This window comes from Cryobacterium tagatosivorans (genome assembly GCF_004402215.1).
GTDB classification, from domain to species: Bacteria; Actinomycetota; Actinomycetes; order Actinomycetales; family Microbacteriaceae; genus Cryobacterium; species Cryobacterium tagatosivorans.
The window spans coordinates 14,137-38,525 of record NZ_SOEZ01000054.1 but is presented as its reverse complement, the minus strand read 5'-3'; the positions used below and the strand labels follow the sequence as shown (position 1 = coordinate 38,525).

Genomic DNA, 24,389 nt, shown 5'->3' with positions numbered 1-24,389 from the left:
CGAAGTATGGACCTCCTAGGAATCATCCTCTGGCCACTGAAGTGGGCGGTGGAGCTTCTTCTTGTCGCCTTCCACTGGCTGTTTTCGAACATGGGCCTCGGCTACGACGATGGCATCACCTGGGTTCTCTCCATCGTGGGCCTCGTGCTCGTGGTGCGAGCCGCCCTGATCCCGATCTTCGTCAGGCAGATCAAGAGCCAGCGCAAGATGCTCGAGGTTGCGCCCCAGCTGAAGAAGATCCAGGACAAGTACAAGGGCAAGAAGGACCAATTCTCCCGCGAGGCCATGTCCCGCGAGACGATGGAGCTGTACAAGCGCACCGGCACCAATCCGCTGAGCTCCTGCCTGCCGCTGCTGCTGCAGATGCCCATCTTCTTCGCCCTGTTCTCGGTGCTCAACGATGCGCAGCACGGCAAGGCCGGCGTCGGCCCGCTCGACGCGGCACGGGCGGAGAGCTTCGGCCAGGCGTCGCTGTTCGGTGTGGCGCCGCTGCACGACTCGTTTGCCACCCAGTGGACCCACATGGTCGCCGGCGAGCCGTACATCCTCGCTGTGATGATCATCGCCGCCACCATGGTGGTGCTGATGACGGCTTCCCAGTTCATCACCCAGCTGCAGATCGTCTCGAAGAACATGTCGCCGGAGACCAAGGCGAGCCCGATGTTCAAGCAGCAGCGGATCATGTTGTACCTGCTCCCCCTGGTCTTCGCCTTCTCGGGTGTCGCCTTCCCCCTCGGCGTCATGTTCTACTGGCTCACCTCCAACATTTGGACGATGGTCCAGCAGTTCATCGTGATCCGCAACATGCCCACCCCCGGCAGCGAGGCCGCCAAGGCTCGCGAGGAGCGCCTCGCCCGCAAGGGCAAGCTCGTCGCGAATGACGGCGACATCATCGTGGTCGAGGAACCGAAGAAGCCCGCGCAGCGCCAGCAGCCGGTCGGCAAGAACCGTTCAAAAAAGCAAACCGGCCCGAAGAAGTAGACGAGAGACCGACGTGACTGACGTGACTGAAACCGACTCGACCGTGCCCGCCGACGCTGCAGAAGCCACCGCGCCCGAGGCGACCGTGGGCCCCGAGGCCGAGGGCAGCGCTGCCAACGGTGAAGACTCCCCCACCGTCGACCAGCTCGAGCGGGAAGGCGACATCGCCGCGGATTACATCGAGGAATTCCTGGATATCTGCGACCTCGACGGTGACATCGACATCGATGCCCGAAACGGCCGGGCCTATGTGTCGGTCAACGCCGCCGAAGGAGACACGCTGCGCGTGCTGTCGAAGCCGGACACCGTCAACGCGCTCCAGGAACTCACCCGACTGGCCGTTCAGAACAAGACGGGTTCGTTCTCGCGCCTGATCCTGGACATCGGCGGATCCCGCGAGGCGCGCCAGGCCGAACTCTCGGCCCTGGTCGGTCGCGCGATCGAGCGGATCGAGGCCGGCGCCGCCGATGCCGCCCTTCCGCCGATGTCGTCGTACGAGCGCAAGCTCGTGCACGACCTCGTCTCCGAGCGCGGCTTCGTGTCCGAGTCCAATGGCGAAGGCCGCGACCGCCACACGGTCATCTCGCGCGCCTAACAGCACGTGACACGATGACGGAGCAGCTCGAGGTCGAACCTGCCGCCGCGGCGGGCCTCTTCGGCGACAGAATCGACGTTGCGCGCGCCTTTGCTCACAATTTAGCTGATCAGGGCGAAATTCGTGGCTTGATCGGGCCGCTGGAGCTCCCTCGTTTGTGGAGCCGGCACATTCTCAACTGCGCGATTGTGGCGCCCCTGTTGCGTCCCGGCGTGGTCGGCGACGTGGGATCGGGTGCCGGCCTTCCGGGCCTGGTCCTCGCCATCGCGCGTCCGGACGTTTCGTTCGTGCTGATCGAGCCTATGGAGCGCCGGGTGGCCTGGCTGAACGACCAGGTGGGCGCGCTCGGCCTCGAGAACACGACGGTGCTGAGGGCGCGCGCCGAGGATGTCCGGCTCGAGCGGCCGCTGGACCAAGTCACCGCCCGGGCGGTCAGTGCCTTCCGGACCCTCATCCCGCTGACCGCTCCCCTGCTTCGGCCGGGCGGCGAAATGGTGCTCATGAAGGGCGCCGGCGCGCAGGGCGAAATCGACGCGGCCGCCAAGGCGATCCGCAAGTACAGACTGAGCAATGTTGAAGTGATTACGCTCGGAGAGGGCGTGCTGCAAGAGGTCACGAGGGTCATTAGGGCTACAGTTGATTAGTCCCGGGTACCGTCGCTCGCTCGTGGGTGAGAGACAGACCGAGGTTCACTTTCGGGTGGCTCATCGACCGTCGAACGTAAAGGTTTCACGTGAAACATCCTGGTGAAGACCAGCAAGTCAGCAGCCCAGCGGGATTCGACACGCCGCTTGCCCATGAGATCTCCGACCTGACCCGTCGACGCCAGGCGATCGCCTCCGAGAGGCTCCCCCGGCCCGAAAAGACGCGGGTCCTGACCGTGTCGAACCAGAAGGGCGGGGTCGGGAAGACGACCACGGCCGTCAATCTCGCCGCAGCACTGGCCCGCATGGGCGCCCGCGTCCTCGTGATCGACCTCGACCCGCAGGGGAACGCATCCACCGCCCTCGGAGTCGAACACCGTGCCGAAACGCCGAGCGTTTACGACGTCATCATCAACGACATGCCGCTCGCGGATGTCGTCCAGAAGAGCCCGGAATTCGGCGCGTTGTTCTGTGTACCGGCGACAATTCACCTGGCTGGAGCGGAAATCGAGCTCGTGTCGCTGGTCGCCCGTGAGCAGCGGCTGCGCCGCGCACTTGACCTTCACCTGCGCGAAATGACCGAGCCGTACCACTACGTTTTCATCGACTGTCCCCCGTCGCTGGGCCTGCTCACGATCAATGCTTTCGTGGCCGCCAGGGAGGTTTTGATCCCGATCCAGTGCGAGTACTACGCGCTCGAGGGCCTCAGTCAGCTGCTCAAGAATATCGAGCTGATCGAGAAGCACCTCAATCCGGAACTCGCGGTCTCGACGATCCTGCTCACGATGTACGACAGCCGCACCAACCTGGCCAACCAGGTGGCCCAGGATGTCCGCGACCACTTCCCCGACCAGGTGCTCGAGACCCTCATTCCGCGTTCCGTGCGCGTTTCTGAGGCTCCGAGCTACGGCCAGAGTGTCATCAGTTACGACCTGAATTCCGCAGGATCGCTCTCCTACCTCGAAGCAGCGGCAGAAATCGCCCGGCGGGGCGCCCCAGAAACAGGAGCACAGCAATAATGGCGAAACGGACTGGCCTCGGCCGCGGCATTGGCGCATTGATTCCCGTCCAGGACCCGGCTCGGCTGTCGCGCCCGGTGGACGTGTTCTTCCCCTACGCGGAAGGACAGGATCCGGACAAGGCCCCGGCCGAGGCGATCGTCGATGACCTGGAGGATCTCCTCCCCGTGCCCGGTGCCCGCCTGGCACACCTCGATCCGGCCGACATCGTTCCGAACGCGGTGCAGCCCCGCACCGTGTTCGACGAGAGCGACCTCTCGGAACTGATCCACAGCATCCGCGAAGTCGGCGTGCTGCAGCCGATCGTCGTGCGTCCGCTGCTGGAGCAGCCTGGCAAGTATGAATTGGTCATGGGAGAGCGTCGCCTGCGTGCGAGCAAGGCGATTGGACTGTCGACCATCCCGGCCGTGGTTCGCGAGACCGCGGATGTCGACATGCTTCGCGATGCCCTGCTCGAGAACCTGCACCGCGCCCAGCTCAATCCGCTGGAAGAGGCGTCGGCGTACCAGCAGCTGCTGGCCGATTTCGGCATCACCCAGGACGAGCTCGCGACGCGGATTGGTCGGTCGCGGCCGCAAATCACCAATACCCTGCGTCTGCTGAAGCTCCCGGAACCGGTTCAGCTCCGGGTGGCAGCCGGGGTACTCAGCGCCGGCCACGCGCGGGCGATCCTGTCGGTGGGGGACTACCAGGGGATGCTCCGGCTCGCCGACAAGATCGTCAACGAGGATCTTTCGGTTCGCGCGGCCGAGGCCGCAGCGTCGGCTGTGCCGAAGGCGCCATCGACGCGCCCAGCACCCGGGAAACGTCAGGGTCACCTCGACGAGATCGCCGACCGCCTCGGCGACCGCCTCGACACGCGGGTGAAGATCAACCTCGGAGCAAGAAAAGGCCAGATCACAGTGGATTTTGCTACGATCGGTGACCTCAATCGTATCCTTGTCGTCCTGGGCGAGCCGGGCTTCGGCGCCAACTAGCTTTCGACCCGCAGGATCGTTCCTGACGGCGCGAAAACTGCCGAATCGACCGCGTTCGAGCGCCCGTTGGTCGAGCGCACGGTCGGCAGTCGCACTTGCTGGGACCGGAATCTGCCCCTCGCGCGTGGCCGTGTCAATGCGCGAGTCGCTCGGCAAGCCACGGTGATATGGCCGGACTGGGGGTGTCTCCGAGTTCGGTGGCGCGGGCAGGATGCGCGGGCCGCACGCCGCTACGCGGGCGTTGCGCCACCCGCGCAGCGGCGTATCGCCCGCGTAGCTCAAAATCACCGGCGCGCTAGCCATTGGGAGGCACGCCCTTGGCCGGCCGACATTCCGCGCCCCATGTTTCACGTGAAACATGCTGCCTCCTGCTGCCTCCTGCTGCCTCCTGCTGCCTGCCGGATGCTGGGATAAGGAGATGCCGGCGGCGAGAGGCGATTCGCGCCCTGTGTCATTTCCCGGCCCGAGGCAGGAGAAGCGAGCGAACCCGGTCGCATGGCGCTTCGCCTTCGGACGCCACTGGTGGGGGAGGGTGTGTTTCACGTGAAATACTGCCACACCTGACGAGGTCTCGGTTGCCCCGTCGCCCGACGGCCGCCGGCAGTCAGGGTCGGCGGCCACAACAGAAGGAAGCAGAGCCAGGCATTAGCCCGGGGGTCGGGACACATGGCATGCGGCGACACGTGCTCGATTTCGAGGGCGTTTCCCTACGACCATGAGTGCCGTTCGGCAAGTTTCACGTGAAACATGGCCCACAGAAGCCGATTCCGTGCGTGCAAGACGCGGCTTCGAATTTGCGTGCATCGCGCGCTCGGCTGTGTAAGAACTAGTCGTCAGCTGTCCCCTGTGACGGCCGTCCTGCGGGCCGCTTGCACTTGCAGGTGCCTGCTCCGGAGCCGACTTTAGACCCCAGCACGCTGGCCTTCGCCGAATTGCGTCCATTAGCAGCGATACGTGCCCGGATTGGCCGGATTTCCTCCCTTGTGGCGACCTGGGCCGGCAGTCGAGAACAGCAGCGTGGAATTCCGGATGGCCGAGGAATGTCTGCGCCGTCAACTCGGTCCAGGACCGCGGGGTTTCACGTGAAACATCGCCCGCTGCCCGCTGCCCGCTGTCCGCTGTCCGGTGTCCGCTGCCCGGTGTCCGCTGCCCGGTGCCCGGCGCCCGCTCCCCGGTGCCCGGTGCCCGCTCCCCGCTGCCCGCTGCACGGACCTCGCTCCCCGCTGCCCGCCGCGGGGCTAGCCCCAGGTGGGCAAGGGGTGATCCCCGTGGCGAACTCAGGAGATTCGTGCGCATTCCACCTCGTCTGGCACTGTTCGGCCTGAATCGGGTCGGTTCTCCTGAGTTGACCACTTGCGGTCGGCGCTCCCTCGCCGGCTCCGGTTCGGGGGAGGGCCACTGAAGTGGAACCGCCAGGTTTCACGTGAAACATGACCCGACTCGTGACCGGGAGCCGCCGGTGAGTTCCGCGCGTGGTCAACTCAGGAGATCCGGGGCAGGCACGCCGATGTAGTGCGGATTCCCACCGGTGTATCCGGAATCTCCGAAATTGCCGCTCGCGGGTCGATTTCTTGGTAGGACGCGTCCGCGTGGTCGTTGCGTGGAGCCGCAGTCGTGTTTCGCGTGAATTCATGCGACAGCCTGCGGCGCCGGTGAGGGTCGCCGGTGAGGGACGCCGCCGGTGAAGGACGCCGGTGAACGGCGTCGGTGAACGGCGCCAGTAGAGGGCGCCAGTGAAGAGTGATAGCCAGTCATCGGCACCGCCGGTCGGGACCGGTTGAGGATGACTTGCGGAGGAGAGGGAGGGGGCAACTCAGGAGATCAGGCACAGGAGGCGGCCCTGGCGCGCCGATTCGGCCAGTGCCGCCGGACTCTGCTGAGTTCGCCGCACACCAGCTCGGCCCGGGGCCGACGGGTGGGTGGGTCGGCAGGCTCGGAGGCGCTGGCGGACTCCGGCTCGACTGCAGGCACGCCGACCCAGGCAGGCTCGGTCGCGCCGCGCCGCGCGTGCATCGATCCGGATCCATGGGATTTGGCGTGACGTCAGAAAATTGCGCTTGATCAGGTATTTTATTGGACATGACATCACCTGCTCGCCGTCGACTGGCCGCGTTTCACGTGAAACATCCCGGATCGCGCCGGCATCGCGGGCGGACCGCGAGTTCAGCGCGCGCAGAACGTGGGCTGAAGTCCCGGCGAACGCAGCGGGCCGGCCGGGCCAACGCCCGAGCGTTTCACGTGAAACATCGCAAGCCGCCAGGGCCCCGCCGTGGCCGAGACGACCTGCGCGGGAGCGGGGGAGGGGAGCCTTGAGGAGTCCAGCACTACGGAGGCTCAGGACACCCCTGCGAACTCAGGCCCCGGCGAGGGCCGCACGGGCGAGCGCGTCGTATACCGCGCCCAGGGACTCGCCGGATGCCTCGATCGCCTGCGGGACGAGGGAGGTCTCGGTGAGGCCGGGCAGCGCATTCGCCTCGAGGAACCACGGCGTCCCCGCGGCATCGACGATGAGGTCGATCCGGGAGAGGTGGCGCAGCCCAAGGAGGGAGTGGATGGCCACTGCGGTCTCCTCGACCACCGCGGTCACCTCCGGCGCCATGCGCGCGGGGGCGTAGAACAGGGTCTCGCCGGCGTTGTAGCGAGCCTCGAAGCTGTACACGCCGCTGACCGGAACGATTTCGACCGCCGGGAGCGCGGTCGGGCCGTCGCCCTTGTCGACGACGGTCACCGCGACCTCGGTCCCGGTGATTCGTGCCTCGACGAGGGCCACATCGGCGTAGGCGTAGGCGTCGACCATGGCGCGCGGCAGGCCGGCGGGCGCTGTGACGATCGTCACGCCCTGCGCGGACCCGCCCTGCGCGGGCTTGACCACCAGCGGGGAGGGGAGCGCGGCCAGGAGCCGTTCCAGCACGCTCGTCGCGCCGAGGTCGCGGAAGGTCTCCTTGGATAGGGCGATGGATGCCGGCGTCGCGTAGCCGGCGCGACGCACGAGCTCCTTGGCCGTGGGCTTCGACCAGGCCAGGGCGGCCGCTTCTCCGCGCGAACCGATGTGGGGGATCCCGGTGGTCGCGATCAGGGCGAGGAGCGCCCCGTCCTCGCCGGTCGCGCCGTGCAGCGTCGGCCAGATGACATCCGGGTTGTGACCGATGAGCTCGGAGAGCAGCCCGGCGTGCGGGTCGATCACGGTGACCTTGTGGCCCAGCCCAGCCAGGGCGTCCGCCAGGCGGCGCCCCGAACGAAGCGAGACCTCACGCTCGTGCGAGATCCCGCCAGCGAGCACAACGATGTCGAGGGCTGCGAATTTTGTCATGATCGTGAGGTTTCCTTGCTCTAGCTGGGACGGACGAGATCAGGAGGCGTCGGGCGGCGGGGAGCCGAAGCGCGAGTCGGCGCTCGGCGCGTGCAGCGAGCCGGTACCGGCGAAGGTGTCCAGGAGGTCCAGTTCGTCCCTGATGACCGTGGCCAGCCGTCGCACACCGATCCGAATATGCTCGGGGGTCGGGTAGCAGAATGACAGCCGCATGTTCTGGCGCCCGTCGCCATTGCCGAAGAAGGCCGTCCCCGGCGTGTACGCGACGAGCTCGGTGACCGCCCGAGGCAGCATCGCCTTGGAATCGAGCTCATCCGGGAGGGTGACCCAGACATAGAAGCCGCCATTGGGGTTCGTCCAGGTCAGTTCCGGCAGGTATTCCTCCAGCGCGCCGACGAGGGCGTTCTTGCGCTCGTGGTAAACGCCGCGGAACGTGTTGATCTGTCCCTTCCAGTCGGCGGTGGACAGGTATTCGGAGATGACCGACTGGGTGAACGAACTGGGCGAGAGCACGGCGGCCTCGTTGGCCAGCACGAGCTTCTCCCGGATGGCGTGCGGGGCAAGCGCCCAGCCCACGCGGAAGCCCGGGGCCAGGGTCTTCGAGAAGGTGCCGAGGTACACGACGCCGTCCTCTTCGACGGAGCGCATGGCATCCGGCGCCGGTTGATCGAAGTACAACAATCCGTACGGGTTGTCCTCCAGCACGAGGATGTCGTTCTGCCGCGCGATCTGGAGGATTTCGAGCCGCCGCTCCCAGCTCAGGGTGACGCCGGCCGGGTTGTGGAAGCTCGGGATCGTGTACAGGAACTTGATCCTCTTGCCCGCGGACTTGAGCCGGGCGATATGCTCGCGAAGCGCTTCCGGGATGAGGCCGTTCTTGTCCATCGGGACGTGCTCGACCTCGGCCTGGTACGACTTGAAGATCACGAGGGCCGTGACATAGCTCGGTCCCTCGGAGAGAACGACGTCGCCGGGGTCGAGGAACAGCTTGCTGACCAGTTCCAGGGCGTGCTGCGATCCGGTCGTAACGACGACATCATCGGCGTTGGCACGGATGCCTTCCAGCGCCATCACGTCGAGGATCTGCTCGCGGAGCAGGGGGATACCCTGACCGGAGCCGTACTGGAGCGCGACGGCACCCCGCTCGCGCATGACACGCTCCATGGCGTCGATGACAAGGTCCTGCGGCAGGGCCGCCACATAGGGCATCCCGCCGGCCAACGAGACGACCTCGGGGCGGGAGGCCACGGCGAACAGGGCGCGCACCTCGGAAGCGCGCAAGCCGGCGGCTCGGTCCGCGTAGTGGTGGTACCACGGGTCGAGATTGTTTCCGGCCTGGGAGGAGCCCTGTTCTGTCACGTCACGTCCGATCTGGTGTGCTCTTCATCGTATGGGGTGTTCTCCGGCCCCTTCGAAATGTGTCCAGTGCGGGACCCGCCGGGAGCACAAGAAAAGACCCGCCCGGCGTGAGCCGGACGGGTCTGTCGTTCCTCAGGAACTGGCCGGTCGGCTACGCGAGGTAGGCGGCCAGGTCGGCTTCGAGGGCGGGCTTGGGCTTGGCGCCGATGACGGTCTTGACGACCTCGCCCTTCTGGAACACCTTCATCGCGGGGATGGAGGTGATCTGGTACTTCGCGGCCAGGCCAGGGTGGTCGTCGACGTTCAGCTTGACGATGTCGAGCTTGTCGGCGTGCTCATGCGCGATCTGGTCCAGGATCGGGCTGACGGCGCGACAGGGGCCACACCACTCGGCCCAGAAGTCCACCAGAACGGTCTTCTCGTTGTTGATGACTTCCTGGTCGAAGGTTGCCTCGGTGACGGCACGTGCAGTCATGTCATTCTCCTTAGTTGGTAACGCTTGCAAGTTCGGTTTCGCTGGCCTTCGCCAGCAGATCCTGGGGAAGTGTGGAGAGGTAGTGCTCGGCGTCCAGGGCCGAGACACAACCGGATGCCGCGGCGGTGACGGCCTGGCGGTAGGTCGGGTCGACAACGTCGCCCGCCGCGAACACCCCGGCCTGGCTGGTCTTCGAGGACCGGCCGCCGACGGAGATGGTGCCGTCGGGGGTGAGGTCCAGCTGGCCGTGCACGAGGTGGGTCCGCGGGTCGTTGCCGATCGCGACGAACAGCCCGCCCAGCTCGAGGGTGCTCTCGACGCCGGTCACGGTGTCGCGCAGCTGGACGCCTTCGACGGCATCCGCGCCCAGGATGCCCGCGACCTCGGAGTTCCAGATGAACTCGATCTTGTCGTTGGCGAAGGCGCGCTCCTGCATGATCTTGGAGGCTCGGAGGGTGTCCTTGCGGTGAATGACATAAACCTTGCTGGCGAAACGGGTGAGGAAGGTCGCCTCCTCCATCGCGGAGTCCCCGCCGCCGACAACGGCGATGGTCTTGCCCTTGAAGAAGAAGCCGTCGCAGGTGGCGCACCAGGAGACGCCGTGGCCGGACAGGCGCTCTTCGTCGCTCAGGCCGAGCTTGCGGTACGCCGAGCCGGTGGCGACGATCACGGCAAGCGCCTCGTGCGTCTCGCCGGAGCCCAGGGTGACGGTCTTGATCGGGCCGGTGAGGTCAACCGCCGAGACGTCGTCGTAGACGACCTCGGTGCCGAAGCGTTCGGCCTGCTCCTGCATCTTGGTCATCAGGTCGGGGCCCTGCACTCCCTCGGGGAAACCGGGGAAGTTCTCCACGTCCGTGGTGTTCATCAGCTCACCGCCGGCCTCGACCGAGCTGGCGATCAGCAGCGGCTGAAGGTTCGCCCTGGCGGCGTAGATCGCTGCCGTGTAACCGGCGGGGCCGGAGCCGATGATGATGATCTGGCGCACGCGGGCACACTCCTTGAATTCTGGGGAAAAGCGGGTAGAAGCGATCGGGATTGTCGCTCACTGCCCGGTACAACACATCCTAATCGGATGCTATTCCGCGCCCTCCCACCGGGAGGCTGGCGTACAGGATGTTCGGAGCGGGCCAGCCGTCGGTTTGGTCTAACGGCGGAGGCGGGCGCGCAGCGGGTCGACGACGGCCCGGAGCTCGGCGCTGCGCATGAGCAGCAGCATCCCGAAGTAGGCCGCCGACATGACCACTCCGATGAGGATCATCGACAGGATCGCCGGAAGCCGGCCGGAGACGGCGAAGCCGCCTTCCCTGGCGCCGCCGAGCAGCCAGAGCAGGGCGAGCCCGAGCGCGAGCGGAAGCAGCACGGCGACGAGGTACCTGGCCAGGCTGCCCAGGATGCGGCGTCCGTCTATCCCGCCCAGGCGACGGTGCAGCAGCACGGCCGCGAGCACGGTCTGGGCGATGCCGGACAGCGTCACGACGAGGGCGATGCCGACCGCGATCCACTCCTTCGGCAGCAGCGTGCAGCCGAGCACCCCGGCCACGATGAGCACGACCTGGAACAGGGTGAAGAAGAACGGCGTGCGGGTGTCGCCCAGGGCATAGAACGTGCGCTGGAGCACGAACAGGATGCAGAAGGCAACGAGGCCGAGGATGAAGGCAACGATGACGTTGCCGATGCCCTGCACTTGCTCGAACGGGCGGACGAACACGGCCGCGAAAGGATAGGCGCAGACGGCGATCACGGCCGACGCGAGCACGATCATCAGGGTCGTTCCGCGGATGGCGGAGGAGGCATCCGTGCGCACCAGGTCGAACATGCCTCGCGAGGCATGTTCGCTCATCCGGGTGAAGTAGGCCGTGGCAACCGAGACGGTGATCACCGAATGCGGGAGCATGAAGATGAGCCAGGCGGTGGCGAGCACGAAGACGGATGCCTTGCCGGTGGCCACGAGGGCGACCTGCGTCTCGACGATCCCGGCGGCCGTGCTCAGGATCAGCATTCCGAAGGTCCAGCCGGCCATCTTGCCCGCCGTTCCGAGGCCGACGCCGCGGAAGTGGAAGTCCGGACGGTAGCGCAGGCCGGTTCGCCGCCAGAAGTAGAACAGCACGACCGCCTGCGCCGCGACACCGAGGGTGGCGCTGCCCGCGAGGACGGCGATCATCGCGGGGGTGAAGGCCCCGGCGGATCGCTGGCCGTTAGGGTCGGCGCCGAAGAGCAGGCCGAAAACGACGAGGCCCGCGATCGCGACGATGTTGTTGAGCACCGGGACCCAGGTGGAGGGACCGAACGACTTGCGGGCGTTCAGCACCTCGCCCAGCAGCGTGTACAGCCCGTAGAAGAAGATCTGGGGGAGGCACCAATAGGCGAACGCGATGGCGAGGCCGAGTTGGTCGCCCTTCAGGGGGAGCCCGATGAACCCCGTGATGGCCGGGGCCAGCAGGGTGGCCACAATCGTCGTCGCACCGAGGATCAGCAGGGCCAGGGTCAGCAACTTGTTGATGTAGGCGGCGCCGCCGTCGGCGTTCAGGCTCGCGCGGACGATCTGCGGCACGAGCACCGCGGTGAGGATGCCGCCCGCGACGATGACGTAGACGGTGTTGGGCAGCTGGTTCGCCAGGGCGAAGGCGTCGGCGCCGTTGCCGATGGCGCCGATCATCCCGGCCAGAACAATCAGTTTCACGAAGCCCAGGATCCGGGAAACGATCGTGCCGGAGGCGAGCAGGGCACTCGCCCGGCCGATTCCGCCGGTGTCGGCGGCCTTGGCGGAGCTAACCACGCGGATCCGTGGCGGGTGTTCTGACGTCATCGCTTCCCGTCCCCGTTCCTGACCCCGGGCCTGACCCCGGACCTGACTCTGACCCTGCCTCGGTGGCCGCAGTGGCGCCGACAGCGGTATCGGCCTCGGCCTCGGACTCCCCAGCCCCGGACTCCCCGGACTCCTCGGCCTCCAATGCCGCGCGTTCCCGGCGGCGGCGCAGGATGTTCCGCCAGACGCCGAAGCCGAAGAAGAGCACGACGATGACGGCGAAGATCAGGGCGCCGAGGCCCTCCCAGTCGGCGTGCACGCTCACGGCGATCTCCGTCGGCCGGTCGATCCGGGTCCCGTCCGGGGTGTACAGCGAGACGCGGAGGGTCACATCACCGTTTCCCACCGCGGCGGTGACCGGCACCTTGACGGTTCGCGCGGAATCCGCGTCGATGGTTGCCTCGACGTCATTGCCCACCACCAGGCGTCCGTTGGAGGGTACGACCTGCACACTGACCGTCACGGCCTGGCCGAGGGAATTGCTCAGCGTGACCGGAATGTCCACCTTGCTGCCCACGACGTTGACCGGACCCTTGGTCGTGACGGTGACCGACCGCAGGAGGTCGGCGGAGGCGACGAAGCTCGCGTCGGTCGCCTCCCGCCAGGCGGCGGGATCGTCGGCCCAGGCCGTGCCGAGCAGCGCCAGGAGTTCGAGCCGGTGTGCGCCCGTGACGCGCACGGGGTCCTCGAGGGCCGTCGAAAACGCACCGACCTCGGCCTCGCGTCGGAGGAGCCGGCGGGCCAGGTCGACCCGGGCGTCGGTTTCGGCCTGCGGCTCGAAGGCCACGCCCACGGCCTGGGGGGCGGAGCGGGCCTCCCTCAGTGTGGCGGGGGTCTGCCAGGGGAGCGCCGAGAGCGAGTCGAGCGTCTGGACGAGCCGGTCGGGGTTCGCCTGCCGGCCCCGGTCGAAGGTCGCCAGCAGGGTGCGCGCCGTGCCCGGTCGTTCCGCCGACACCACGGCCAGCTGGGAGGACGCCTCCGCCACTGCCCCGCGCCAGGCGTCTTCGGTGGTTGCGCGCGCGGCGTCCCGCAACGCCCGCGAGATGGCGTCGTCGGTGGCCAGGCCGCGCCCGCTGCCGAGGGAGAGGACGGTGTTCGGGGTGGGCTCATCCGTGGCATCCGTGGATTGGGTGACGTTGCTGCCGCTGAGGATCGTCGTGGTGAGGCCGCTGGCGGCGAACACGTCGAGGTCGCCCTTGGCGACGACTCCGGCGGCGGGCCAGCCGATATCCGTCATCGTGTAGTCCCAGTCGAGCAGCCCCGCGCTCGTCGGCGGCGTCAGCTCGCCCGGCGTCGGCGACGGCGAGGGGGTGGCCGACTCGCCAGGGGTCGGTGGGGCGGTGCCGGCTGTCGGCTCCGGTGTCGGCGGGGCCTCGGTGAAGAGTTCCGGGTCGATCAGCCACTCGAACGAGATCGGGGCGAGCGCCGTTTTCGAACCGGCCTGGGCCTGCAGGGCGATGTCCGCGTCTGCATAGCCGAGAGGGAATATATCGTTGGTGGCCTCCGCGAGGCGCGAAAGCCAGACGGTTGCGCCCGGAGGCGCCGAGCTGCCCAGGATGCGGATCGAGGCGATGATCATCGGATCGATCGCGATCGCAACCGGGCGGTCGATCACGCCGTCGAGCTGGCGGGTGAGCAGGCCGGACGGTTGGGTGTACGCCTCCAGCTCCTCGGCCGGGATCAGGCCCGCGGATGACGCGGGGGTCGTGATCGGCATCGCGACGGCCAGTTTCACCGGGGTGACGGGTTCGCCGGAATACCAGACGAACGTGCCGCGGCCCTGCGCAAGGACATCCCCGTCACCGGTCAGGGTCGCCGCCATTCCGCGGGCGCCCCACGCATTGGCGGCGCCGAGGCCGATGGAGGGTGCCGGCACGCTGAGCTTGTAGATTGCCGTGCCGCCGGGCTGGATGGCCGCCGTCGTCGGCTGGCTCAGCATCAGGTCGCCCGGAGCACCGAGCTTCTCGGGCCGGAGCCAGTTGCCGAGAGCCGTCCGCGAGGTGAGGGCGCGCGTGGCCAGGTAGAGCTTGATCGTGCCGACCGGAACCGTGTCCGCCGTGCCGTTGGTGATGCGCACGGTGACCGGCAGCGGCTGGCCCGGGCGCAGGACCGGCGCGCCGGTCGGCGACACGTCGACGCTGACCGCGTCCGGTGCGGGAGTGGCGGCGTGGGCCGGAGAGGCCGCGGGGAACGTGCCGCCGAAGAGGCCGGTCAGGGAGAGGAGGAGGGTGACGATCAGCACCGAAAGCGGCATCCGCAGTCGGGAGGCCGGGCTGCGCACGATCATCCGGTGCACAGGCCGACGCGCGCGACTAGTCTCGGCCTCCATGTAGGCGATTCTACGGCGTGCTCGCCGGGAGAAGCCTGCGACGGGCAGCCAGCCGCGCCGTCCAGCAACTAACATGGGGGACATGCAGAGCGTCGCGGCAGCCCTCGCGCGGCTGGGCGAACTGGCTGCCTCCCCCACGGTATCCCGCCTGGCGAACGCATTCGCCGCGGCGGGACACGAGCTTGCCCTCGTCGGCGGACCGGTGCGCGACGCCTTCCTCGACCGGGCGACCAACGACCTCGACTTCACGACGGATGCCTCGCCGGACCAGATCCTGAAGATCGTGAAGCCCATCGCCGACGCCCATTGGGACATCGGCCGGGCGTTCGGCACCATCGGCGCGAAGGTCGGCGACGACACGGTCGAGATCACGACCTATCGGGCCGACAGCTACGACGGACAAACGCGCCGGCCGGACGTGGTCTTCGGTGCGAGCCTCGAAGACGACCTGATCCGCCGTGATTTCACGGTGAACGCGCTGGCGCTGCGCCTGCCGGAGGTGAAGCTCGTCGACCCGGCCGGAGGAATCGACGACATGCTCGCCGGGATCCTGCGCACCCCCGCCGCGCCCGAGGTGTCCTTCGGCGACGACCCGCTGCGCATGATGCGGGCCGCCCGGTTCAGCGCCCAGCTGGGATTCGCCCTCGACCCGGGCACCCAGGCGGCGATGACGGCGATGGCCGACAGCATCCGGATCATCTCGGCCGAACGTGTCTGCGAGGAGCTGTCGAAGCTGCTCAAGTCCGACCGTCCGCGCGCCGGGATCGAACTGCTGGTGGAATCCGGACTGGCCGAGATCGTCCTGCCCGAGATCCCGGCCCTCCGGCTCGAGATCGACGAGCACCACCATCACAAGGATGTCTACCAGCACACCCTGACCGTGCTCGACCAGGCCATCGACTACGAACGCTCGCGCGGCAACCTCCCCGTGCCCGACCTGGTCGTGCGCCTGGCCGCCCTGCTGCACGACATCGGCAAGCCGGCCACGCGCCGGCTGGAGCCGGGCGGAGTGGTCAGTTTCTACCACCACGACGTCGTCGGCTCGAAGCTCGCCAGGAAGCGCCTGCGCGCCCTGCGCTTCGACAACGAGACGATCAACGCCGTCGGGCGCCTGGTCGAGCTGCACCTGCGTTTCTTCGGCTATACCGAGGGCGCCTGGACCGACTCGGCCGTGCGCCGCTATGTGCGCGACGCGGGAGACCAGCTCGAGCGCCTGCACATCCTGACCCGAGCCGACGTGACCACCCGCAACCGTCGCAAGGCCGACCGCCTCGGCTTCGCCTACGACGACCTCGAGCAGCGGATCAGTGAGCTGGCCGAGCAGGAGGAGATGGCGGCGGTCCGGCCCGACCTCGACGGCGAACAGATCATGGCCATCCTCGGTGTGACGCCCGGACGCGAGGTGGGCGAGGCGTACCGGTACCTGCTCGAGCAGCGCCTCGACGACGGGCCGCTCGGCGAGGAAGAGGCCACCGCGCGGTTGCAGGCCTGGTGGGCGGGGCGTGGCCAGTAGCAGCGTCGCCCGCCGCGGTGCGCTTCGGCGCCGCAACGCCATCACCGGGTACTCCCTGCTCGCGCCGAGCCTGTTCGGCGTCGCCTGCTTCCTCCTCCTTCCGGTGCTCATCGTCGTGTGGCTCAGCTTCCAGAGCTGGGACCTGATCGGACCGGTCTCCTTCGTCGGCCTCGACAACTACCGGTCGGTGCTGACCGACGGCGTGTTCGGAAACTCGCTCCTGGTCACGCTGGTCTTCGTGGCGCTGGTCGTACCGATCCAGACCGCCATCGGCCTGTGGGCCGCCACCCTCCTGACCCGCGGACTGCCGGGCTCAGCCTGGTTCCGCACCATCTACGTGCTCCCCTGGATCGCCGCCCCGCTCGCCCTCGGCGTCGTCTGGAAATGGATCCTCGCGCCGACCGACGGGGCGCTGAACGCGCTCATCGGGCAACGGGTCGAGTGGCTGAGCGACCCCTCGCTCGCGCTGCCGGCGGTGGCCGCCGTGGTGATCTGGACCAACGTCGGCTACGTGACCCTCTTCTTCATGGCCGGACTGCTGAACATCCCGGACCAGGTGCTCGAGGCGGCCAGGATCGACGGCGCCGGCGGGCTGGCGCTGTTCTGGCAGATCAAGCTGCCGTTGCTCAGGCCGACCATGTTCTTCGTGCTGGTGACGACCGTCATCTCGGCCTTCCAGGTCTTCGACCAGGTGTACGCGCTGACCCAGGGCGGGCCGGCCCGCACGACGGATGTCGTGGCCGCGCGGATCTACTACGAGGCCTTCGGCGCGTTCGACCTGGGCCGCGCCGCGGTGATGGCCGTCGTCCTGCTCGTCATCCTCGTCACAATCACGCTCGCCCAGCAGCTCTACTTCCGGCGGAGGGTCACCTATGAGCTGGAGTGAGTGCTGATGCGCCGGGCGCGGCCGGCCGCCGTCTACCTCGTGCTGCTGGCCGGTGCCGTATTCACCCTCGGGCCGTTCCTGCTGAGCATCCTGACCGCCTTCAAGTCGCGGGAGCAGTTCGCCCGGGAGTCGACGCTCGCCTGGCCCGATCCGCTCACGCCGGGCAACATCGTGGCCCTACTCACCGGTCCCGCGGAGTTCGGCCGGGCCATCCTGGTCACCCTGCTCGCGGCCACGCTCATCCTGATCGGCCAGCTGATCTCGTCGATCCTGGCCGCCTACGCGTTCGCGCGCGTCGACTTCCCCGGCCGCAACGCGCTGTTCTGGGTTTACCTGTCGACGCTGATGATTCCGCCGGTGGTGCTCGTCGTGCCGCTCTACCTGATGATGACCGAGGCCGGGCTGCGCAACAGCTTCTGGAGCCTCGTGCTGCCGTTCGCGTTCGCGTCGCCGTACGCGATCTTCCTGCTCCGCGAGTATTTCCGCGGCATCCCGCAGGAGCTCATCGACGCGGCCCGGCTCGACGGGGCGAGCACCCTCGACGTGCTGGTCGAAATCGTCGTGCCGCTGTCCAGGCCGATCATCGCCACCCTGACGCTGATCACGATCGTGAGCCACTGGAACAGTTTCATGTGGCCGCTCGTGGTCACCAGCGGCAGCGAATGGCGCGTTGTCACGGTCGCGACGGCATCCCTGCAAAGCCAGTTCAACGGCAACTGGACACTCGTGATGGCGGCGACGACGCTGGCCCTCGTGCCACTGCTCGTACTCTTCCTCGTCTTCCAGCGGCAGTTCGTGCGTTCAATCACCTTCTCCGGGTTCAAGTAATCTGAGGGGATTCCCGGCCGTTCGCCGGAGCGCACCAGAGGAAACTATGCCCAAGCGTTCTACAGTCCTTGCCGCGGGTGCCGCGGCCGTCGTTCTCGTCATTGCCGGGGTCGTCACCGCGTTGACCGTGTCGGGCCAGGGTCCGGCCGACCAGACCACGGTGACCGTGCGGCTCTGGGATGACCAGGTCGCCAAGGCCTACAAGGCATCCTTCGCCGAGTTCGAGAAGGACAACCCCGACGTCAACGTCGAGCTGAGCGTCATCCCCTGGGCGGACTACTGGGAGAAGCTGCGCACGGATGTCGCCGGCGACAGCGTCGACGACATCTTCTGGGTCGACGGCGGCAACTACCCGGTCTACGCGGACGCGGGGGCGCTGCTCGACATCGACAAGACGCTGGGAGCGGATGCCTCCGCCAAGTGGGCGCCGGCCGTCGTCGACCAGTACACCCGCGACGGGGTGCTCTGGGGCGTGCCGCAGCTGGCCGACCCCGGCATCGCCGTGTACTACAACGCCGAGCTGCTGGCGGATGCCGGCCTCACCGCGGCGGACCTCGACGACCTCCGCTGGGACCCGACCGGCGCGGATGACACGCTCCTGCCCGTCCTGAAGAAACTGACCAGGGACAGCGGCGGGAAGACGGCCGACAGCGCCGGTTTCGACGGGACGAGCCTGGCCCAGTACGGCTACAACTCGGCCTACGACGTGCAGGCGATGCTGCTGAACTACCTGGCCTCGAACGAAGCGGACTTCCAGGACGGCGAGGAATACGCCTTCGCGTCGCCGAAGGGCGTCGAGGCCTTCCAGTACATGGTCGACCTGATCAACAAGCACCACGTGTCGCCGTCGGCCGCGGACACGAACACGAACGGCGACTTCAGCCGCGACCAGTTCCTGCAGGGCAAGATGGCGCTGTTCCAGAGCGGGGTCTACAACCTCGCCAACGTCAACGAGGGCGCGGACTTCGACTGGGGCGTCGCGCGCCTCCCCGCCGGGCCGGGCGGCGCGATCAGCGGCGTCGACGGCATCGTCGCGGCCGGCAGCGCGGCATCCGAGCACCCCGCCGAAGTGAAGCGCGTGCTGGCCTGGCTGGGCAGCGCGAAGGGGTCGAGCTTCATCGGCGCCAGCGGGTCGGCCTCGCCGGCCGTGCTGGCCGCGCAGAAGGACTACTCGGACTTCTGGGCGTCGCTGGACGTCGACATCAGCCCGTTCTATGACGTTCTGGAGAACGGCACGGCCCCGGCACCGAAGGGATCCGGCTGGCCCGCCGCCGACAACGCCATGCGGCCGCTGCTCCAGGAGGTCTTCCTCGGGCGCACCCCCGTGGCCGAGGGCGTGCGCGCGGCCCAGGACGCGGCGAACGCCGCCGTAACGAAGTAGCCCGCCGCCCCTCCCGCCGAGAGTCGCCCTTCCTTCCGAGAGTCGCCGTTCCAACGGCGATTCTGGGCAGGAACGGCGACTCTCGCTGAATGTTCAACCTCCTCCACAGTCGGCGGTCGGACGGCGTTGTCCGCAGAGGTGGCCCGCGCACCACGCCGCGAGCCACCTCGGCCCGAGCATGGTGGCATGACCGCAGACCCAACACCTGACCCGCTGGCCGGCTGGCGGCCGCTGCGCCTCACCCGGGACCTCGCCAGAGTCGGCGCGGACGGGCGCCGCCTTCAGCGGTCGGTCGCCTCCGGTGAGTCGGTGCGTCTCCGCCGCGGCGTCGTTGTTGACGCGGGAAACTGGGCCGATGTGGCCGACGATGCCAGGTACCTGCTGCGCGTCCGTGCGGTTGCGGCCACTCGCAAATCGGCGCCGGTGTTCTCACACCAGTCGGCAGCGGTCATCTGGGGGCTGCCCATCATTGGCCGGTGGCCCGATCCCGTGCACCTCATGGCCGCCGGACGCGCAGGAGTGCACTCTAAGAACGGCGTGATCTGGCACCACGATCGCCTCCGCGACGACGACGTCGTCGAGATCGACGGGATGCTTGTGACGAGTCTCATTCGCACCCTCGTCGACCTCGCCTGCACGACATCGTTCCTCTCGGCCGTCGCGACCCTGGACCGTGGCACGGGCCGCACGCTGGTCACGGCGGCGGGCCGGCCGGTCGAAGGAATCAGCCGCGAGGAAGTGCTCGAGCGCCTGGCCAGTGAGGGTCCGAGGCGGGGTGCCCGAACGGCGTTGAAGGCTGTGCTGTTCAGCGACAATCGCTCGGGATCCCCCGGGGAGTCCCTGAGTCGCGGCCAGATCCACCTCTGCGGATTCCCCGCGCCGGAGCTCCAGGTGGTTTTCATCGCCGCCGCGGGCCAGAAGGACATAGTCGACTTTCGCTGGAGGCAGAGGCAGGAATCGCGCACTCTCAGCCTCGTGGGGGAGTTTGACGGACTAGTGAAATACACCCGCAGCCAGTTCACTGCGGGCAAGTCGATCGAGCAGGTCGTCTGGGCCGAGAAGATCCGGGAAGACCGTCTTCGAGCCCAGGGCAACGGGATGGCGCGATGGACCTGGGACGTCGCGCTTCACGCCGACCGACTGCGCGCGCTGCTTATCGGTGCGGGATTGCGTCCCGAGCGATGAGCGCCCGCTCCTGCGAATCTGCGGATGTGCAGCCGAGAGTCGCCGAATGCGCCGAGAATCGCCGAATGCGCCGAGAATCGCCGGTGCAGTGGCGACTCTCGGCAGAATCGGCGACTCTCGTCGGGCGGGCCGGCCGGGAGAACGGAAAGGCGGGCGTGGTGGCGGAGGGCCGCCGCTTCCGGTAGTCTGGGCAGGTTGTCTGTGCGCCGGATTCCCGGCCTCCGCGTTCAACACATGCACAACCCTCCTGTTGCAGAGATTCTGCAGCCGTTTAGTCCGAAGGAGGTGGGTTAGTCATGCATCAGTACGAACTTATGGTAATCCTCGATCCCGAGATCGATGAGCGCACCGTAGCTCCCAGCCTTGACAAGTTCCTCAACGTTGTTCGCAACGATGGTGGAACCATTGACAAGGTTGATGTCTGGGGTCGTCGTCGTCTCGCATACGAGATCAACAAGAAGAGCGAAGGCATCTACGCCGTCGTCGACTTCACCGCGAACGCATCCGCGACGGCCGAGCTCGACCGTCAGCTGAAGCTTTCCGAAGCCGTCATGCGCACCAAGGTGCTCCGCGCCGAAGAGGGCATCGCCCAGGTCGTCGTCGCCACCAAGCTGGCCGCAGAGAAGGCAGCCCGCAAGGCTGCCAACCCGAAGGTCATCGCTGCCAAGGCTGAAGCCGCGGCTGCTGCCCCGGCCGCCAAGGTTGCCGCTGCGGTCAAGCCCGCTGCTGCTGCCAAGGCCGACTCGACCGAGGCTCCGGCCAAGGCCGAGGCGCCCGCCAAGGCTGCTCCGGTAAAGACCGAGGCTCCGGCCAAGGTCGAAGCCGAAGCCAAGGTTCCCGCGGCAAAGCCGGCAGCTGCCAAGGCAGACGCCGACAAGGCAAGCGACAAGTAGCCCGTGGCCGGCGAGACCGTAATCACCGTGGTGGGCAACCTCACCAGCGATCCGGAACTGCGTTACACGCAGAACGGGCTGGCGGTTGCCAACTTCACCATCGCATCCACTCCGCGCAATTTCGATCGCGCGGCCAACGAGTGGAAAGATGGCGACGCATTGTTCCTGCGCGCGAGCGTTTGGCGTGAATTCGCCGAGCACGTCGCCGGATCATTGACCAAGGGTTCCCGTGTCATCGCTACCGGGCGTCTCAAGCAGCGTTCGTATGAGACGAAGGAAGGTGAGAAGCGCACGAGCATGGAGCTCGAGATCGACGAAATTGGTCCTTCGCTGCGCTACGCAACCGCCTCGCTCACCCGCGCGCAGTCTTCTTCTCGCGGCGGCGCACCCGCCTCGAGTGGCGGCGACGAGCCCTGGGCAGCCAGCGCTCCCGCCGCACCGGCAGCAGCTTCAGGCGGAGACGTCTGGAACAGCCCGGGGAACTTCAGTGACGAGACCCCCTTCTAAGCCCAGCCTCACGGTTGTTGGCTGAATCACACTTTTTAGAAAGTTAGGAAATCATGGCTGGAAAGTCGAGCGGCGACCGCCGCAAGCCGCTTCGCGGAGCTAAGGGTGGCAAGAACGCCGCTCCCGCGAAGTCGATCCGGGTTGGTGTCATCGATTACAAAGATGTCCCCACTCTCCGGAAGTTCATCTCCGAGCGCGGAAAGATCCGTGCCCGCCGCATCACCGGCGTCTCCGTCCAGGAGCAGCGCCTCATCGCCCGTGCCGTCAAGAACGCCCGCGAAATGGCCTTGCTGCCCTACGCAGGCTCAGGCAGGTAAGGAGCCCTCATGTCAAAATTGATTCTGACGCACGAGGTCTCCGGACTCGGCGCACCCGGCGACGTCGTTGAAGTTAAGAACGGCTTCGCCCGCAACTATCTCGTTCCCCAGGGCTTCGCTGTTGCGTGGACCCGCGGTGGCGAGAAGCAGATCAACCAGATCAAGGCAGCCCGCGTAGCCCGCGAGCACGCCACCCTGGAAGAGGCGCAGGCCCTCAAGGCTGCCCTCGAGAACACCAAGGTCAAGCTCGTCGTCACGGCCGGCCAGGGCGGACGCCTCTTCGGCTCCGTCAAGACCACCGATGTCGCCGACGCAGTCGCGGCTGCGGGTCTCGGTGCGATCGACAAGCGCAAGATCGAGCTCAGCCCGATCAAGATGACCGGTGAGCACACGGCGACCGTTCGTCTCCGCGACGAGCTCAGCGCCACCATCACCCTCCTGGTGGTCGCCGCTAAGTAAGCGACGATCTCCGCGGTGTAGCGGCGGGTCCCTTCGGGGGTTCGTCGCTACACCTGTTTAAGGTCGGCCGCTAGCCCTTGATAGCGCCTTCGGCCCGCCCAGTCCGGGGGTGATTTCGCCCGTCGCCTACCGGCGTTTATACACAGGAGGCGCCAGTTCCGGCAACGTTCAAGGGGCACTTTAGACAAGTATTTACACACAGCTGTGAATTGTTTTTATAGCTGGTCAGAAGGATTTTTCGTCGAAATGCTCTTAAGTTATCCCCAGCTCAGTCCACAGGTTGTGCACAACGCCACCGGCGTTTCGCGCAGTTTCCCCACAGGTTTATCCACAGGGGCGTTTGGTCCGGTGGTAGGCGCTCCCTAGTGTGGGCAAGCGGCATCTCACGGAGCGTGCGCGCGTCGGGCCGCGACTGTCAGCGGGTCCTGATAGACCGGTAACAAATATACAAAGGAGGCGCGGAGTGTCGATCGCTCACCTGGGTCTGGCCGACCAGCGCACCGCGGATTCACGTGGTGCCACCGAATACCGTGAGCGCACCCCGCCGCACGACCTCCTCGCCGAACAGAGCGCCCTCGGCGGGATGATGCTGAGCAAGGATGCCGTCGCCGACGTCGTGGAGACGGTCCGCTCGACGGACTTCTACATCCCCAAGCACGAGATCATCTTCGACGCGATCCTCTCGCTCTACTCGCACGGCGAACCGACCGATGTCATCACCGTCACCGACGAGCTCACCAAGATCGGCGAACTCTCCCGGGCCGGTGGCGTCGAATACCTGCACACGCTTACCAGCCTCGTTCCCACCGCGGCCAACGCCGGGTTCTACTCGACGATCGTCGCCGAGCGGGCGCTGCTGCGTCGCCTCGTCGAGGCCGGCACCCGCATCGCCCAGATGGGCTACTCCGGCGAGGGCGAAGTGCTCGACCTGGTCAACACCGCGCAGGCCGAGATCTACTCCGTCACGGGCGGCACCCAGACCGAGGACTACGTTCCCCTCACCGACGCGGTCACCGCCGCGATCGACGAGATCGAGGCCGCCAAGCTCAAAGACGGCCAGATGAGCGGCGTCCCCACCGGGTTCGCCGACCTCGATGAACTCACCAACGGGTTCCACGGCGGGCAGCTGATCATCGTCGCGGCCCGTCCGGCCCTCGGCAAGTCGACGCTGGCGCTCGACTTCGCCCGGTCCGCCTCGATCCACCACGACATGCCCAGCATCTTCTTCTCCCTCGAAATGGGACGCAGCGAGATCGCGATGCGCCTGCTCGCCGCCGAGGCATCCGTGCCGCTGCAGAGCATGCGCAAGGGAACCGTCGACGCCCGCGACTGGACGACGATCGCACAGACCCGCGGCCGCATCAATGACGCCCCGCTCTACATCGACGACAGCCCCAACATGACCCTCGTCGAGATCCGCGCCAAGTGCCGTCGGCTCAAGCAGCGCGTCGGGCTCAAGATGGTCATCATCGACTACCTGCAGCTGATGACCTCCGGCAAGCGCGTCGAGTCCCGCCAGCAGGAAGTCAGTGAGTTCTCCCGAGCGCTCAAGCTGCTCGCCAAGGAACTCCAGGTTCCCGTCATCGCGCTCTCGCAGCTGAACCGTGGTCCGGAGCAGCGCGCCGACAAGATGCCCGCCATCTCCGACCTCCGCGAGTCCGGCTCCCTCGAGCAGGATGCCGACATGGTCATCCTGCTGCACCGCGAGAGCGCCTACGAAAAAGACAACCCGCGCGCCGGCGAGGCCGACCTCATCGTGGCCAAGCACCGTAACGGCCCCACGCGCACCGTCACGGTCGCGTTCCACGGGCACTACTCGCGCTTCGCGGACATGGTTCCCGGGGCGTAGCCCGCCGTTGTCGCGCGCCGATCGGCGGTACCGTGCTGACCGGTTGTACTGTGCTGACCAACAGTGCGGGAGGAAC

20 protein-coding genes and 1 pseudogene are annotated in these 24,389 nt (G+C 67.2%); 15 read left to right on the top strand and 6 right to left on the bottom strand.

Translation table 11 applies throughout. The features are described from left to right. Positions 1 to 6: 6 nt before the first annotated feature. The 5 genes from yidC (at position 7) to E3O23_RS10615 (ending at position 4,216) form a co-directional block, all read left to right on the top strand. Positions 7 to 981: a membrane protein insertase YidC gene (yidC, locus tag E3O23_RS10635; RefSeq protein ID WP_134490840.1), complete on the top strand. Its 975-nt coding sequence runs from the start codon at positions 7 to 9 to the stop codon at positions 979 to 981. Between the two features lie 13 nt (positions 982 to 994). Continuing rightward, positions 995 to 1,576: a Jag family protein gene (locus E3O23_RS10630; protein ID WP_134490838.1), complete on the top strand. Its 582-nt coding sequence runs from the start codon at positions 995 to 997 to the stop codon at positions 1,574 to 1,576. Positions 1,577 to 1,590: 14 nt separating this feature from the next. Next, positions 1,591 to 2,220, top strand: a complete 630-nt coding sequence (gene rsmG / locus E3O23_RS10625; RefSeq protein ID WP_134490836.1) for a 16S rRNA (guanine(527)-N(7))-methyltransferase RsmG — start codon at positions 1,591 to 1,593, stop codon at positions 2,218 to 2,220. Positions 2,221 to 2,309: 89 nt separating this feature from the next. Further along, positions 2,310 to 3,239 (top strand): ParA family protein, encoded by a 930-nt coding sequence (locus tag E3O23_RS10620; RefSeq protein WP_134490834.1) that lies wholly within the window; start codon positions 2,310 to 2,312, stop codon positions 3,237 to 3,239. Next, positions 3,239 to 4,216 (top strand): ParB/RepB/Spo0J family partition protein, encoded by a 978-nt coding sequence (locus E3O23_RS10615; RefSeq protein WP_166790489.1) that lies wholly within the window; start codon positions 3,239 to 3,241, stop codon positions 4,214 to 4,216. Before E3O23_RS10620 ends, E3O23_RS10615 begins: the two co-directional genes overlap by 1 nt. 2,353 nt (positions 4,217 to 6,569) lie before the next feature. Here the strand turns inward: E3O23_RS10615 and E3O23_RS10605 are convergent. The 6 genes from E3O23_RS10605 to E3O23_RS10580 form a co-directional block, all read right to left on the bottom strand. Continuing rightward, positions 6,570 to 7,526: a D-alanine--D-alanine ligase family protein gene (locus tag E3O23_RS10605; RefSeq protein ID WP_134490830.1), complete on the bottom strand. Its 957-nt coding sequence runs from the start codon at positions 7,524 to 7,526 to the stop codon at positions 6,570 to 6,572. Between the two features lie 39 nt (positions 7,527 to 7,565). Then, entirely contained in the window at positions 7,566 to 8,885 is a 1,320-nt protein-coding gene (locus E3O23_RS10600) for an aminotransferase-like domain-containing protein (protein WP_134490828.1), read from the bottom strand. Positions 8,886 to 9,036: 151 nt separating this feature from the next. After that, entirely contained in the window at positions 9,037 to 9,360 is a 324-nt protein-coding gene (trxA, locus tag E3O23_RS10595) for a thioredoxin (protein WP_134490826.1), read from the bottom strand. Between the two features lie 10 nt (positions 9,361 to 9,370). Beyond that, complete coding sequence (gene trxB, locus E3O23_RS10590; RefSeq protein WP_134490824.1) at positions 9,371 to 10,345, bottom strand: thioredoxin-disulfide reductase; 975 nt, start codon at positions 10,343 to 10,345, stop codon at positions 9,371 to 9,373. A gap of 159 nt (positions 10,346 to 10,504) precedes the next feature. Next, on the bottom strand, positions 10,505 to 12,136 hold the full coding sequence (gene murJ, locus E3O23_RS10585; protein ID WP_241983432.1) for a murein biosynthesis integral membrane protein MurJ: 1,632 nt from the start codon (positions 12,134 to 12,136) through the stop codon (positions 10,505 to 10,507). Beyond that, entirely contained in the window at positions 12,129 to 14,495 is a 2,367-nt protein-coding gene (locus tag E3O23_RS10580; protein WP_134490820.1) for a DUF6049 family protein, read from the bottom strand. The genes murJ and E3O23_RS10580 overlap by 8 nt, the downstream gene beginning before the upstream one ends. Positions 14,496 to 14,577: 82 nt before the next feature. Here E3O23_RS10580 and E3O23_RS10575 point away from each other — a divergent pair, with 82 nt between their 5' ends. The 10 genes and pseudogenes from E3O23_RS10575 (at position 14,578) to dnaB (ending at position 24,313) form a co-directional block, all read left to right on the top strand. Next, positions 14,578 to 16,008: a CCA tRNA nucleotidyltransferase gene (locus tag E3O23_RS10575; protein ID WP_134490818.1), complete on the top strand. Its 1,431-nt coding sequence runs from the start codon at positions 14,578 to 14,580 to the stop codon at positions 16,006 to 16,008. Continuing rightward, positions 15,998 to 16,894: a carbohydrate ABC transporter permease gene (locus E3O23_RS10570; RefSeq protein ID WP_134490816.1), complete on the top strand. Its 897-nt coding sequence runs from the start codon at positions 15,998 to 16,000 to the stop codon at positions 16,892 to 16,894. Before E3O23_RS10575 ends, E3O23_RS10570 begins: the two co-directional genes overlap by 11 nt. A 6-nt stretch (positions 16,895 to 16,900) precedes the next feature. Next, complete coding sequence (locus E3O23_RS10565) at positions 16,901 to 17,722, top strand: carbohydrate ABC transporter permease (protein WP_134490814.1); 822 nt, start codon at positions 16,901 to 16,903, stop codon at positions 17,720 to 17,722. 46 nt (positions 17,723 to 17,768) lie between these two features. Beyond that, entirely contained in the window at positions 17,769 to 19,103 is a 1,335-nt protein-coding gene (locus E3O23_RS10560; RefSeq protein WP_134490812.1) for an ABC transporter substrate-binding protein, read from the top strand. A gap of 186 nt (positions 19,104 to 19,289) precedes the next feature. Further along, positions 19,290 to 20,288: a hypothetical protein gene (locus tag E3O23_RS10555; RefSeq protein ID WP_134490810.1), complete on the top strand. Its 999-nt coding sequence runs from the start codon at positions 19,290 to 19,292 to the stop codon at positions 20,286 to 20,288. Between the two features lie 296 nt (positions 20,289 to 20,584). Then, positions 20,585 to 20,953 (top strand): annotated as a pseudogene (gene rpsF / locus E3O23_RS18525) (30S ribosomal protein S6); the annotation flags it as partial. 231 nt (positions 20,954 to 21,184) lie between these two features. Further along, complete coding sequence (locus tag E3O23_RS10545) at positions 21,185 to 21,688, top strand: single-stranded DNA-binding protein (protein WP_092322711.1); 504 nt, start codon at positions 21,185 to 21,187, stop codon at positions 21,686 to 21,688. Between the two features lie 53 nt (positions 21,689 to 21,741). Further along, the gene (gene rpsR, locus E3O23_RS10540) at positions 21,742 to 22,005 is read left to right on the top strand and encodes a 30S ribosomal protein S18 (protein WP_035835236.1); all 264 of its coding nucleotides are present in this window, start codon (positions 21,742 to 21,744) and stop codon (positions 22,003 to 22,005) included. A gap of 9 nt (positions 22,006 to 22,014) precedes the next feature. Next, complete coding sequence (gene rplI / locus E3O23_RS10535; RefSeq protein WP_134490806.1) at positions 22,015 to 22,464, top strand: 50S ribosomal protein L9; 450 nt, start codon at positions 22,015 to 22,017, stop codon at positions 22,462 to 22,464. A 463-nt stretch (positions 22,465 to 22,927) separates the two neighbouring features. Beyond that, a complete protein-coding gene (dnaB, locus tag E3O23_RS10530) occupies positions 22,928 to 24,313 on the top strand; it encodes a replicative DNA helicase (RefSeq protein ID WP_134490804.1) in 1,386 nt (461 codons plus the stop codon). Positions 24,314 to 24,389 lie beyond the last annotated feature (76 nt).